General features: G+C 63.3%; 15 protein-coding genes. 12 read left to right on the forward strand and 3 right to left on the reverse strand.

What is annotated here, in order from left to right; genetic code table 11:
- Position 1: 1 nt before the first annotated feature.
- From AABA48_RS10615 to AABA48_RS10670, 12 genes are all read left to right on the forward strand, one after another.
- Complete coding sequence (locus AABA48_RS10615; protein WP_286350432.1) at positions 2–718, forward strand: SDR family oxidoreductase; 717 nt, start codon at positions 2–4, stop codon at positions 716–718.
- 269 nt (positions 719–987) lie between these two features.
- Positions 988–1,779, forward strand: a complete 792-nt coding sequence (locus tag AABA48_RS10620) for an amino acid ABC transporter substrate-binding protein (protein WP_010941466.1) — start codon at positions 988–990, stop codon at positions 1,777–1,779.
- Positions 1,780–1,915: 136 nt separating this feature from the next.
- Positions 1,916–2,938, forward strand: a complete 1,023-nt coding sequence (locus AABA48_RS10625; protein ID WP_338270217.1) for an amino acid ABC transporter permease — start codon at positions 1,916–1,918, stop codon at positions 2,936–2,938.
- Positions 2,925–3,698 (forward strand): amino acid ABC transporter ATP-binding protein, encoded by a 774-nt coding sequence (locus tag AABA48_RS10630; RefSeq protein WP_286350434.1) that lies wholly within the window; start codon positions 2,925–2,927, stop codon positions 3,696–3,698. The genes AABA48_RS10625 and AABA48_RS10630 overlap by 14 nt, the downstream gene beginning before the upstream one ends.
- A gap of 1 nt (position 3,699) precedes the next feature.
- Complete coding sequence (locus AABA48_RS10635; RefSeq protein WP_286350435.1) at positions 3,700–4,308, forward strand: MarC family protein; 609 nt, start codon at positions 3,700–3,702, stop codon at positions 4,306–4,308.
- Positions 4,309–4,323: 15 nt separating this feature from the next.
- Positions 4,324–4,797, forward strand: coding sequence for an acyl-CoA thioesterase (locus AABA48_RS10640; protein ID WP_338270221.1), 474 nt, complete (start codon positions 4,324–4,326; stop codon positions 4,795–4,797).
- Between the two features lie 440 nt (positions 4,798–5,237).
- Positions 5,238–5,546: a rhodanese-like domain-containing protein gene (locus AABA48_RS10645; protein ID WP_286350437.1), complete on the forward strand. Its 309-nt coding sequence runs from the start codon at positions 5,238–5,240 to the stop codon at positions 5,544–5,546.
- 62 nt (positions 5,547–5,608) lie between these two features.
- A complete protein-coding gene (locus tag AABA48_RS10650) occupies positions 5,609–7,291 on the forward strand; it encodes an FAD-dependent oxidoreductase (protein ID WP_286350438.1) in 1,683 nt (560 codons plus the stop codon).
- 128 nt (positions 7,292–7,419) lie between these two features.
- On the forward strand, positions 7,420–7,974 hold the full coding sequence (locus AABA48_RS10655; protein ID WP_286350439.1) for a nitrous oxide reductase accessory protein NosL: 555 nt from the start codon (positions 7,420–7,422) through the stop codon (positions 7,972–7,974).
- Positions 7,975–8,029: 55 nt separating this feature from the next.
- Complete coding sequence (locus AABA48_RS10660; RefSeq protein ID WP_286350440.1) at positions 8,030–8,800, forward strand: NRDE family protein; 771 nt, start codon at positions 8,030–8,032, stop codon at positions 8,798–8,800.
- Between the two features lie 272 nt (positions 8,801–9,072).
- A complete protein-coding gene (locus AABA48_RS10665; RefSeq protein ID WP_286350441.1) occupies positions 9,073–9,993 on the forward strand; it encodes a DUF2860 domain-containing protein in 921 nt (306 codons plus the stop codon).
- 213 nt (positions 9,994–10,206) lie between these two features.
- The gene (locus AABA48_RS10670) at positions 10,207–10,584 is read left to right on the forward strand and encodes a response regulator (RefSeq protein ID WP_286350442.1); all 378 of its coding nucleotides are present in this window, start codon (positions 10,207–10,209) and stop codon (positions 10,582–10,584) included.
- 181 nt (positions 10,585–10,765) lie between these two features.
- Here AABA48_RS10670 and AABA48_RS10675 read toward each other — a convergent pair whose 3' ends face one another.
- The 3 genes from AABA48_RS10675 to AABA48_RS10685 are packed head-to-tail and all read right to left on the reverse strand — an operon-like array spanning position 10,766 to position 11,712.
- Positions 10,766–10,963 (reverse strand): hypothetical protein, encoded by a 198-nt coding sequence (locus AABA48_RS10675; protein ID WP_286350443.1) that lies wholly within the window; start codon positions 10,961–10,963, stop codon positions 10,766–10,768.
- Positions 10,964–10,997: 34 nt separating this feature from the next.
- Complete coding sequence (locus AABA48_RS10680; RefSeq protein ID WP_010941452.1) at positions 10,998–11,171, reverse strand: twin-arginine translocase TatA/TatE family subunit; 174 nt, start codon at positions 11,169–11,171, stop codon at positions 10,998–11,000.
- Positions 11,172–11,229: 58 nt separating this feature from the next.
- A complete protein-coding gene (locus AABA48_RS10685) occupies positions 11,230–11,712 on the reverse strand; it encodes a HyaD/HybD family hydrogenase maturation endopeptidase (RefSeq protein ID WP_010941451.1) in 483 nt (160 codons plus the stop codon).
- Positions 11,713–11,744 lie beyond the last annotated feature (32 nt).

Consider the following 11,744-nt stretch of genomic DNA (forward strand, 5'->3'; position numbering starts at 1 on the left):
CATGTCGCTCAACGATGCGAAGGTAGTAGTGATCGGCGGCAGTTCCGGCATGGGGCTCGCCGTGGCGAAGATGGCCGCGGACGAAGGTGCCCGGGTGGTGATCGCCGGCCGGTCGGAGGAGAAGCTCCGGCAGGCCGCGGACGAGATTCGCCAGCCGGTTGAGACCCGCTCCCTTGACGTGACGCAGGAACAGGCCGTACAGGCGTTTTTCGCCGAAACCGGCGAACTGGACCACCTGGTCGTAACCGCGGCCACCGGCGTGGCGGGATCGTTCCTGGAGCTGGAAACCCCGTCGTTCCGCCAGATCTTCGACAGCAAGTTCTGGGGTCAGTACTTTGCGGCCCGCTATGGGGCCCAGCGGATCAGGGAGGGGGGCTCGATCACCTTTTTTTCCGGCGTGGCCGCGGCCAAGCCCGTGGACGGCCTTTCGGCGTACGCCGCGGTGAACGGCGCCGTGGAGTCCCTCTGCCGGAGCCTGGCCGTGGAACTGGCGCCCCTGCGGGTGAACGCCGTCTCGCCGGGGATCGTGGATACTCCCGCCTATGCCGGCATGAGCCCCACCGAGCGGAAGAGGATGTTCGACGCCCTCGCCGCCCGGCTCCCGGCCCGGCGGATCGGCAGGCCCGAAGACGTGGCCGCCGCGGTGATCTCGCTTATGAAGAACGGGTATGTCACCGGTTCGGTGGTGCACGTGGACGGAGGACACCGGCTGGTCTAGCAGACAGCCCCAGCGGCGCCGGGATCGCCGGCACTCCCCGGCCCGCCCACCCGACTCGAACATTCCGATATCCCGTTTCGTCGAAGCGGTTGCGCGCCTTTGTGCCGCGACCGGGCAGTTGCTCCGGGACGTGCCGGCCCGATTTCCACGATGTATCAGCAGGCTTCTCATTACTTGACGCACTGTCACCTTTCTGCAATAATTCGCGTTCGGTGTTGGCAAATTGTTGTTCCATGCAGTTAAATTCATTTTAAGGAGAGGTGCCGAACGTGAAAAAACTCGTATTGCTGATGGTCTCTGCCCTGCTCGTTGCTTTTGCCGCAACCGCCTTTGCGGCCGACGGTTCCTGGAACCGGGTCAAGTCCGCCGGGAAACTTGTCATCGGCCTCGATGACGCCTTCCCCCCCATGGGATACCGCGATGCCAGCGGCAAGCTGATCGGCTTCGACATCGACGCCGCCGAAGAAGTGGGCAAGCGCCTGGGCATCAAGATCGAGTGGCAGCCCACCGCCTGGGACGGGGTCATCCACTCCCTCAACTCCAAGAAATTCGACGCCATCTGGAACGGCATGACCATCACCGATGAGCGGGCCAAGCAGGTGGCCTTCACCAAGCCCTACATCATGGACGGCCAGATCGCCGTGGTGAAGTTCTCCGAGAAGCGCTTCAAGAAGATCGCCGACCTGAAGAACGTGAAAATAGGCGCCCAGAAGGGCTCTTCGGCCCTCAACGCCGTGAAGAAGCTCCCCACCGCTCCGGCCGAGTTGAAGGAGTACGAGGACAACCCCAAGGCGCTGCTGGATCTTGAAGCGGGCCGCATCGACGTGGTGGTGATCGACAACGTGACCGGCCGCGACTTCATCGCCAAGCGTCCGGGCCAGTTCAAGGTGGTCCCCGGCTTCATCAGCAAGGAGCCCTTCGGCGTCGCTTTCCGCAAGGAAGACAAGGAACTGCGCGAGAAGGTGCAGAAAACCCTGGACAAGATGGTGAAGGACGGCTCCCTGGCGAAGATCTCCCGCAAGTGGTTTGCAGAAGACATCACCAACCCCAAGAAGTGGTAAGAGAAGCGCGGCTTTTCCTCAATCTCGGCGTTGGGCTTCGGATTTGATTGTGCGGCGTACAGAAGCACGCCTCCGCTCAAATCCTTGCCCGCCTTGACCTTTGCGAAAGATCCACGCTTCTCAAATGAGCTTTTCTATGAACCTTAAACCATACACTCTCGGCAGGGTCGTCACGGCCCTGCTTTTTTTGTGGATCACCGTTGCAGCGGCGCTGGCGTCCGAAGCCGATTACGACGCCCTCTTCCGGGAGGCCAACGACCTCATGGGGACAGGGGACCTTCCGGCGGCCATGGAGGTGCTGAAGAAGGTACCGGCGCCCAAATCGGGCGAGGAGGGGGATGCCTTTGTCCGGAGCCGGATGCAGATCGCCAAGCTCCACTTCGCGGTCGAGGAGATGGACGAAGCCCTGGCCGCAGCCCGGGAGGTGCTCTCCCTCTACCCGGACAACAGCGAGGCTAAGAACTTCGTCGCCTCGGTGGAGCGGGAGAAGAAGCCCGGCTACGTCACGTTCCTCCAGGACTGCCTGAAGTTCCTGCCGGTGCTTCTCAAGGGTGCGGTGATGACGCTCCTGCTGGTGCTCTGCACCATGTTCATCTCTCCCATCGGCGGGCTCCTCATCGCCTTGGGGCGGATCAGCACCTTCAGGCCCCTGTCGGCCCTCTGCTGGTTCGTCATCTGGCTCTTCCGGGGCACCCCCCTCCTGCTTCAGCTCTTCTTCATCTACTACGGCCTCCCCTCCCTCGGCATCACCCTCAAACCCATCACCGCCGCGGTCATCGGCCTGGGGCTCAACTACTCGGCCTACCTTGGCGAGATCATCCGGGGAGCCATTCAGAGCATCGACCACGGCCAGACCGAGGCAGCCAAGGCCCTGGGCATGACCTATGGCCAAACCATGCGCCGGGTCGTCATCCCCCAGACCTACAAGCGGCTCATGCCCCCCATCGGCAACGAGTTCATCGCCCTGATCAAGGACACGGCCCTGGTTTCCACCATTGCCATGGTAGAGCTGATGCGGGCCGCGGACCAGATGTTCAACACCTACTTCAACGTGACGGCCCTCATCCTGGCCGCCGTCATCTACCTGATCTTCACGACCTTCTTCACCTTCCTCTTCGAAAAGATCGAGCACCGGGCAGGGATCTATGAGCGACGTTAAGCCCCTCATCCAGCTGGAGAACATCACCAAGCGCTTCAAGAGCCTCACGGCGGTGAACGGCGTCAACCTGGCAGTCCATCCGGGGGAAAAGCTCGTGATCATCGGCCCGTCCGGGTCGGGCAAGTCGACGCTGCTCCGCTCCATCAACTTCCTGGAGGAGATCGACGAGGGGACCATCCGCTTCGAGGGGAACGAGGTGGGCTACGTCCGGCGCCACGGCAAGCTCCACCTGGACAAGCAGCCGGTGATCTGCGCCCTGCGGGCCGAGATCGGGATGGTCTTCCAGCACTTTCATCTCTTTCCCCACATGACGGTCCTCGGCAACGTGATGGAAGGCCCCCTCACCGTGCAGAAGAAGAGTGCCGCCGAGGCCCGGGAAACCGCCCTGGCCATGCTGACCAAGGTGGGGCTCACCGACAAGAAGGACGTCTACCCCGCCACCCTCTCCGGCGGCCAGAAACAGCGGGTGGCCATTGCCCGGGCCATTGCCATGCGGCCGAAGCTCATGCTCTTTGACGAGCCCACCTCGGCCCTGGACCCGGAGCTGGTCGGGGAGGTGTTCGACACCATCCACGCCCTGGCCGACGAGGGGATGACCATGATCATCGTCACCCACCACATGGGGTTCGCCCGGGAACTGGCCGACCGGGTGATCTTCATGGAAAAGGGGAACTTCCTGGCCGAGGGGACCCCCCGGGAATTCTTTGCCGAAGGGATGAACAACGAGCGGATTCAGTCGTTCCTGAACCGGATTCTGTGACATGAGCACCTACGCCAACTTCTTCGTCGCTATCTGGCTCAAGTTCTTCTTCCTCCTGACACCGTTCTTCGTGATGTCGGTCTTCCTCTCCATGACTCAGGAGACCGCGCCCCGGGACCGGCGGCGGCTCGCCCTCAAGGTGACCGTGGCGGTGCTGGCCGCCTGCTTCACCCTCTTCTTCTTCGGCAACCACCTCTTCTCCCTGTTCGGCATCACTATCGACTCGTTCCGGATCGGCGCCGGCGCCCTCCTCTTCCTCTCCGCGGTGCAGATGGTCCAGGGTGATGCCGCCGTCTCCCCCAGCGACCGGCAGGGCGACATCTCCGTGGTGCCGCTGGCGATCCCCGTCACCGTGGGCCCCGCCACCACCGGTGCGCTCCTGGTCATGGGGGCCGAACTCCAGGGGGCCTGGCAGACCGTGATCGGCTGCGCGGCCCTGGCCGCGGCAGTCCTCTGCATCGGGGCACTGCTGGGCTCCGCCGCCTCCATCGAGCACGTGATCGGCAAGCGGGGAATCACCATCCTGAGCAAGCTGACCGGGCTCATGCTCGCCGCGCTGGCGGCCCAGATCGTCTTCACGGGCATCAAGAGCTTTCTCGCCATCCACTGACCACGCGAGGTACACATGACACACGCAACGGAAACGCACCATCGGGAATGGACCCTGATCGAAACCCTGCTCCCCCAGGACACCAACCCGGCGGGCTCCATCTTCGGCGGGGTGATCATGGGGCTCATGGACAAGGCCGCCGCCATAGCCGCCTGGCGCTACACCCGGCGCGAAGTGGTCACGGCCGGGGCCGAGCATATCTCTTTGCTGCGGCCGGTACGGCTGGCGGAGGTGGTCAAGGTGGAGGCCCGGGTGGTCTGCACCGGCCGGACATCCATCGATGTTGACGTGGTGGTTGAAACCGAGAATGTCCTCACGGGCGAGAGCGCCGTGGCGGCCACGGGATTCTTCACCATGGTCGCCCTGGACAAGGAGGGCAAGCCCACGGAAGTCCCCCGCTGGGAGCCCCGCACCGAGGAGGAGCGGCGCCTCTGCGAGAAGGCCCGGGAACGGCGGGCCCAGCGCGTACGCACATCAGAGCAGAGGTAGTGGGGCACAGAGGTAAGGGGAAAACGTGTATCCCCTGTAGCCTTCCCCCAATGACACGACGGCCGGTGCGTGGCAGCGCCACGACATGGGCGTCCCGAATGAACAAGCACCAGGTCCGCAAAGAGTTGCCGGCCTGATCACCCGAAAAACCATCTCGCCTTCAGCGTCTCCCACAATGACCTGCTTGAGAACGCGGCCATGCCTTGCGCCGCGCGTCCCGAGGCATGTATCGCCATTATCCCCCGATTCGCTGCAGTCACCAAACAACCACGTCCTTACCGGCTTCCCCGGATGCCCGCGGGCTGGTCCGCGCGCAGGCCAATCGAGATATTTGGTCTGTTTGCATGCCTCGCCGCTTGCACTGCCGGCCCGCCGTCTTTATACTCAACCTGTGCCGATACTACGAAATCGATTTCCCGCCCGAAATACGAGGAAACGAGATGCGGTCCAATGAATTGCTGAAACGCATGAAAGCGAACAACCCGCCGACGGTTATCGATGTCCGGACCGGCTTTGAGTTCAAGGCCGGCCACATCCCCGGCGCGGTCCATGCCCCGGCCTGGAAAATCCTCCTGATGCTCGCCCGTCTCCCCGCCGACAAGAGTGCGGAGCTGGTGGTCACCTGCGAACACGGACCGCGCGCCCAGATGGCCAAGGGGCTGCTCGGGTTATACGGCTACCGGAATGTGGAGTTGCTGGACGGGCACATGTCCGCCTGGCGGCAGGCCGGACATCCCCTGGAAAAGTGATGACAGCACCGGCACCCCCGGCGATGTGCCGGACACTACTATCGTGAACCGGAGATACGTGCATGAAGATGAGCATTGTGGTGATCGGCGCAAACGCCGCCGGCGCCAAGGCGGCCTCGAAAGCGAAGCGGATCAACCCGACAGCCGAAATAACCCTGATTGACCGGGGCACCTTCATTTCCTACGGTGCCTGCGGTATTCCCTATTTCGTTTCTGATACCGTTGAAGACGTGAAGGAGCTGATGAGCACGCCCGTCGGCGTCGTTCGCGACCATCAGTTCTTCAGGAAGGTCAAGGGCGTGACCGTCAAGACCGCTACCGAGGTCATTGCGATCGATCGCGCAGCAAAAACCGTATGCATGCGTGATTGCCAGACATCCCGGGAAACGAAGCTCCCTTATGACCGCCTGGTTCTGGCCACCGGCAGCACCCCGTTCATCCCGCAGATCAGCAATGTCAATCTGGCCAATGTCCTCACCGTCAAGAGCATCGAGGATGCCGAGCTGCTTAAGAGCCTGGCTGTTCCCGGCACCCGCGCCTGTATCGTCGGCGGCGGACTGATCGGGTTGGAAACGGCTGAAGCGTTGCGCCACAAGGGGTTGCAGGTAACGGTCATCGAAATGCGGGACCAGATGCTGCCCGGCGTACTGGACTGGGAGATGGCGGCCCTGGTGGAAAGGCACCTGAGACAGCAGGGTGTCACCGTCATGACCGGCAGCGCGGTGACCGGCCTCGTCGGTGATGCCGCCGTCGAGGCGGTACAAATAGGGGACGTGCGGATCCCGGCCGAGCTGGTGGTTCTTGCTCCCGGCGTTGCCCCCAATGTCGAGCTGGCCCGCGGCGCCGGGCTGGAGATAGGGCCCACCGGAGCCATTGCGGTCGATACGCGCCAATGCACCACCGATCCCGACATCTACGCCTGCGGCGACTGCTGCGAAACCACGCATCTCCTTACCGGCAAAAAGGTGTTCATCCCCCTGGGGAGCACCGCCAACAAGCAGGGCCGGGTTGCCGGAATCAATGCCGCCGGCGGCGAGGCAACCTTTGCCGGGGTCATCGGCACCAGCATTCTGCGGGTATTCGCTGTCAATGCCGGCAAAACGGGTCTCACCGAGGCAGAGGCCAAGGCGCACGGGTTCGAGGTGGAGACTGTCCTGTCGCCGTCCCACGACAAGGCTCACTTCTTCCCCGGGGCAAAACCGATCATCCTCAAGCTGGTGGCCGAACGGGGCACCGGCCAGATTCTCGGCCTGCAAGCCGTGGGCGAAGGCGCGGTCGACAAGCGGCTCGACGCCGCCGCCACTGCCATCACGTTCGGCGCAACCGTCGAGCAGGTGGCGCAGCTCGATCTCGCCTATGCGCCGCCCTACTCCGCCGCGATGGACAACCTGATCGTTGCCGCCGATATCCTGAAAAACAAGCTGGCCGGCCATGCCCGCGGCATCACGCCCCGGGAGGTGAAACGCAAGTTCGATGAGGGTGATGACTTCATCCTGCTCGATGTCCGTTCGCCGGCAGAGCACAACGAGGTGGGGATCGAAGGCGCCAAGCTGATCCCGCTCGGGATGCTGCGGGAGAAGCTTGAGGAACTGCCGAGGGACAAGGAGATCATCGCCTTTTGCAAGATCAGCCTTCGCGGCTATGAGGCCCAGAAGATCCTCGACGCGGCAGGCTTCAGGAACGCAAAATTCATGGACGGCGGGATTCTGGCCTGGCCGTTCGCCCTCAGGACTTCTGACAAATAGTGGGGCACCAGGGCGGCCCCTGCATGTTCATTTCCGGGACTCATAGCAACGAGCCCCGGCGGAGGGTGCCACAACCATCGCAGGCGGCGTAATGAGTGCGCCGGAATATCACACAAGGAGGGATATGCATGAGACAATTCCGTAAGCTGTTCTGTCTGGCCCTGTCGCTGACCATGACCATCGTTGTTTTCACGGCCGGGGTTGGCGCCGCATCGAGCCACGGGAAGGACGTTTCGGTCCACAAATCGTGCCGGTACTGCGGCATGGATCGGGAGAAGTTCGCACACAGCCGCATGCTGATCGAGTTTGAGGACGGCACCACCGTAGCCACCTGCAGCCTGCATTGCGTCGCAGTCGACCTGGCAAACAACATCGACAAGGCCCCGAAGTCCATAATGGTGGCCGACTACTCCACCAGGCAACTCATCGATGCCGAAAAGGCCTATTGGGTTATCGGCGGCAGCAAGCAGGGGGTAATGACCAGAAATGCCAAGTGGGCCTTTGCCGCCAAGGATGCGGCGGAAGCGTTCATCAAGGAAAACGGCGGCAGGCCGGCCTCCTTTGACGAGGCCATCAAGTCCGCCTATGAGGATATGTATTCCGACACCAAAATGATCCGTGACAAGCGCAAACAGATGAAGATGAAGCGGGACGGGCACGCAAAGGGAAGCGACATGAAATAGCAGCGGCCGGCAACCGGAACCACACGCCGCAGCCCCGCGCACCAAGGAACCACCCATGTGCCTGATCCTCTTCGCCCTCGATGCCCATCCGCGCTATCGCCTGGTGCTGGCCGCCAACCGGGACGAGTTCTACGCCCGACCCACGGCGCCGGCCGCCTTCTGGGACGATGCCCCTCAGGTCCTGGCCGGGCGGGACCTGAGGGGCGGCGGCACCTGGTGCGGGGTAACGCGAGACGGCAGGATCGCCGCGGTCACCAACTACCGCGATCCCGGAGCCCATCGGGTGGGCGCGCGCTCACGGGGTAAGCTGGTGGCCGGCTTCCTGGCCGGAGACGAGGCACCGGCCAGGTGGCTGGAGCACCTGCAGCGGGACGGGCACGACTACAACGGCTTCAACCTGATCTTCGGCGACGGCAACGGGCTCCACTACCATTCGAACCGGGGCGCGGCCGCATCACCCCTTGCGCCCGGAATCCACGGCCTTTCCAACCACCTGCTCGACACTCCCTGGCCCAAGGTGGCGCGGGGCAGGGATGCCCTGGCGCGCCTCCTGGCAACAGCGGACGAACCGGCCGTGGACGACCTCTTCGCCATCCTGGCCAACCGTACCCCAGCGCCCGACCATCTGCTGCCCGACACGGGGGTCAGCCTCGACTGGGAGCGCCTCCTCTCTCCCCTCTTCATCACCAGCCCCACCTACGGCACCCGTTCGTCCACGGTGATCCTCGTGGATCGCAGCGGGCAGTGCACCTTTGCGGAGCGGAGCTACAACGGCGCTGCCGACCATCCGCGCACCGTGGAGTACCGGTTCGAGGTCAGCACCTGACGCAACCGCCCTGAAGGCCAGCCGGCTTTTGCTACACTGTGCTCCAATTGCCGGTCACCGGATATCGGTCACTCTTGCCCGGCCCGATGTCTGCCGCCGCTTCATCTGCGAGGAATGCTGAAATCAGCCGATCTGCAAACATTTTCCAGCACACGGTGGTGGCTCTTGCCCTCCTGCACCACGTATACATCCATCCCCATTGCCCGCGAGCGGTGGTCTGCTACACTGTCTCAGGCAAGAAGCGAGCGTCCGATGGGCCAAAGGGGGGTTGAATGAGGATAGTGCTGGCGTTTCTCTTTTGCGCTGTTGTGGCGCTGCCGGCGTGGGGTGCCGGATTTACGGGGCGGGTGGACGGGGGCGTGCTGGCGGTTGCCAAGGCCGACAACCTCTGGGGACGGGGGAAAAACCACATCGAGAGCATCCACGCGAAGCCGAAGACCGTAACCCACCTCTATCCCATTGCCCTCGTCGACCTCAGGTACCGTGCCGAAGGGAGCGCCAACGAATTCTTTCTCTCCACACCTCCCGACGAGGCAGGGAGCGTAGCCCTGGGGCTCAAGCGCACGCTCGGCTTCGGCACGGCGACCGGTGCGCTGTTCTACCAGTTCGCGGGGAGCGTCTGGGAGAACCCCTACGTGACGGACCGGGAGGACACGGACAACCGGGTCTACGGCGTGAAGCTCGGTATTGAGGATGTGGGGCCGGCCCGGCTCGGGATCACCTACCGGGCAACGCTTAACGATGTGGACCGGGATCTGATCGGAGAACTGAGCCCTGACCTGGAAAGGGACGGCTCCACCCACCGTCTGACCCTGTCGGGCAAGATCGAGGCGTCGCGAGAGGTGACGGTAACGCCGTCGGTCTCTTACGAGCGCGGCGCGGCGGACGGGGAAAGTAATCGTTACCACAGCGGCGAGGCGCGGCTGTCCGTTGGCTGGCGCAAGGGCGATCTTTCTCTTTCGGGACGGGTGTCGGGCAGCTACGCCGGGTACGATGCCGCCCACCCCATCTACGACCGGACCCGCGAGGAATGGGGCTACGGAGCCGGGGCAACCGCATCGGCCACCAACGTGGCGGGCCTGCGCAATGTGTCGGCCACGTTGGGCGTGATCTGGGAGCAGACCCTGGCCAACATCGACTTCTTCGGCACCCGGTCAACCCTGGCGTTCGGCACCATCGGTTATTCGTTCTGATGCAACCCGTTTCGCTCTACGCCTGCAACTGGCACTATTTTTGTTTTCGAATATCTACCACCAGGAATCGATAAACCGCATTCTGGGGGAATAGACGCTAAACGCACGTGGATATGGGGCTCTGCCAACGTCGAAGCCATGGTGACCTGAACCGGGTGCGACATTTTGTCCCAACACAGTGCAGAATTGACCACGCAAGCCATGGAGGACGTCATGTTCGGTGGTTCCGTGCTGATCTGTGACGATGAAGAAGGAATGCTGCGTTACCTCAAGAAGATGATCGAGGCGGCGGGGCTGAGGGTTGAGACCTTCGGCAACGGGACGAGCCTGCTGGCGAGGATCGAGGGGGGAGACCCCGGAGACGCGAGCCTGCTGCTGCAGGACATGCGGCTCCCCGATGCCGACGGGTTGCAGATCCTGCATCGGGTAAAGGAGCTGCGCCCTGCCCTCCCCGTGGTGATGATGACCGCCTACGCCTGCGACGAGGTGGTCCGCGCCGCCTTTGACGGCGGGGCCAGCGATTTCCTGCCCAAGCCCTTTACCCGCGAGGCGGTGCTCGGGGTTATCAGGACGACGACGGCGAAACACTAGCACAACGGGCAGGACCATAACAAAAGAGAGGGGCCTCGCGGCCCCTCTCTTTTGTTATGACATCAACGGGCGGACGATACCGCATGCGGCAGGTTGCCGTCTCGCCCGGCCTATTTCACTGCGTTGCGGCATCGGGGAGCTGGGCCGAACACAGTCGTGCCGCCTTCGCCCCGTGCGTTTCTCAGACCTCGCCGCCCCCCCTGGGCCTGAACCGGGACCAGAAATCGGAGAGGGCCCGGGTTTCGGCCAGAAGCGTGGTGCAGGCGAGCAACGCGCTGAGGACAATCCCGCCGAGCCCGTAGACGTGGTGAACCTCGGGCAGTGAAAAGAGCACTCCCGCCGCGAACAACGCCACTGCACCAATGATGACCGTCGGCATGACACACCTCCCGCTTCCATGGCCTACCCGTTGATCAGGCCTCGTTGGTCTTGTTGATGACCTTCACTTCGTCTTCGTTCATCCCCTTCTTGAAGCTCTTGATGCTGCTGCCCAGGGCTTGCCCCAGCTGGGGCAGCTTGGACGGCCCCACCACCACCAGGGCGATGACGAGGATAATTATCATTTCAGGCATTCCGAATCCAAACATGGTGCGTTCCTCCCGCCGGCTCCGGGTCCGGCGTAATGCTGAGCCCCTGCGGGACGGCTCAGTTCCGTGCGTGTACCTCGTGTCCGAGGGAACGCAGTTCGTCGACGATAAGTCCCGCCACGCGGGGCAGGCACTCACTCAGGACCGGCGAGAGATCGCTCCCCGGGTCCAGGGAAGAGGGAATGACCCCCAGCAGGCTGATCCGGTCCGGGCAGGCCCCGCGCATCTCGCTGATGAAGAGCATCTCCTGGATGCCGATCTGGTGCGGCGACAGCTTGACCGGCAGGCGGTTGAGCATGATGTCTTCCTTTTCGAAGCGGAAGACCTCGCCCGGATTGCCGGCGGTTTCCACCGTATCCACCAGGATGACCCGGTCGGCCTCCTCGATCTTGTGGGTGACCATGATCCCCAGGGTGCCGCCGTCGTACAGTTCCACCTCGGGCGGGAACACGTAGTTCTCTTCCAGGTGGTTGATGCAGTGGACGCCGAAGCCCTCGTCGGTGAGGATCAGGTTGCCGGCGCCGAAGATTAGGGTTCTCATTCGCTACTCCATAGGGGGGGCTGAAGCCCCCC

Origin of the sequence: Geobacter sp. 60473, assembly GCF_036323535.1 — a bacterium.
Taxonomy (GTDB): Bacteria; Desulfobacterota; Desulfuromonadia; order Geobacterales; family Geobacteraceae; genus Geobacter; species Geobacter sulfurreducens.

Coding starts and splice junctions, on each gene's coding strand:
- AABA48_RS10680 (WP_010941452.1), bottom strand. CDS start 11,171: ATGTTTGGATTCGGAATGCCTGAAATGATAATTATCCTCGTCATCGCC.
- AABA48_RS10650 (WP_286350438.1), top strand. CDS start 5,609: ATGAAGATGAGCATTGTGGTGATCGGCGCAAACGCCGCCGGCGCCAAG.
- AABA48_RS10615 (WP_286350432.1), top strand. CDS start 2: ATGTCGCTCAACGATGCGAAGGTAGTAGTGATCGGCGGCAGTTCCGGC.
- AABA48_RS10670 (WP_286350442.1), top strand. CDS start 10,207: ATGTTCGGTGGTTCCGTGCTGATCTGTGACGATGAAGAAGGAATGCTG.
- AABA48_RS10635 (WP_286350435.1), top strand. CDS start 3,700: ATGAGCACCTACGCCAACTTCTTCGTCGCTATCTGGCTCAAGTTCTTC.
- AABA48_RS10655 (WP_286350439.1), top strand. CDS start 7,420: ATGAGACAATTCCGTAAGCTGTTCTGTCTGGCCCTGTCGCTGACCATG.
- AABA48_RS10660 (WP_286350440.1), top strand. CDS start 8,030: ATGTGCCTGATCCTCTTCGCCCTCGATGCCCATCCGCGCTATCGCCTG.
- AABA48_RS10630 (WP_286350434.1), top strand. CDS start 2,925: ATGAGCGACGTTAAGCCCCTCATCCAGCTGGAGAACATCACCAAGCGC.
- AABA48_RS10645 (WP_286350437.1), top strand. CDS start 5,238: ATGCGGTCCAATGAATTGCTGAAACGCATGAAAGCGAACAACCCGCCG.
- AABA48_RS10685 (WP_010941451.1), bottom strand. CDS start 11,712: ATGAGAACCCTAATCTTCGGCGCCGGCAACCTGATCCTCACCGACGAG.
- AABA48_RS10675 (WP_286350443.1), bottom strand. CDS start 10,963: ATGCCGACGGTCATCATTGGTGCAGTGGCGTTGTTCGCGGCGGGAGTG.
- AABA48_RS10640 (WP_338270221.1), top strand. CDS start 4,324: ATGACACACGCAACGGAAACGCACCATCGGGAATGGACCCTGATCGAA.
- AABA48_RS10665 (WP_286350441.1), top strand. CDS start 9,073: ATGAGGATAGTGCTGGCGTTTCTCTTTTGCGCTGTTGTGGCGCTGCCG.
- AABA48_RS10625 (WP_338270217.1), top strand. CDS start 1,916: ATGAACCTTAAACCATACACTCTCGGCAGGGTCGTCACGGCCCTGCTT.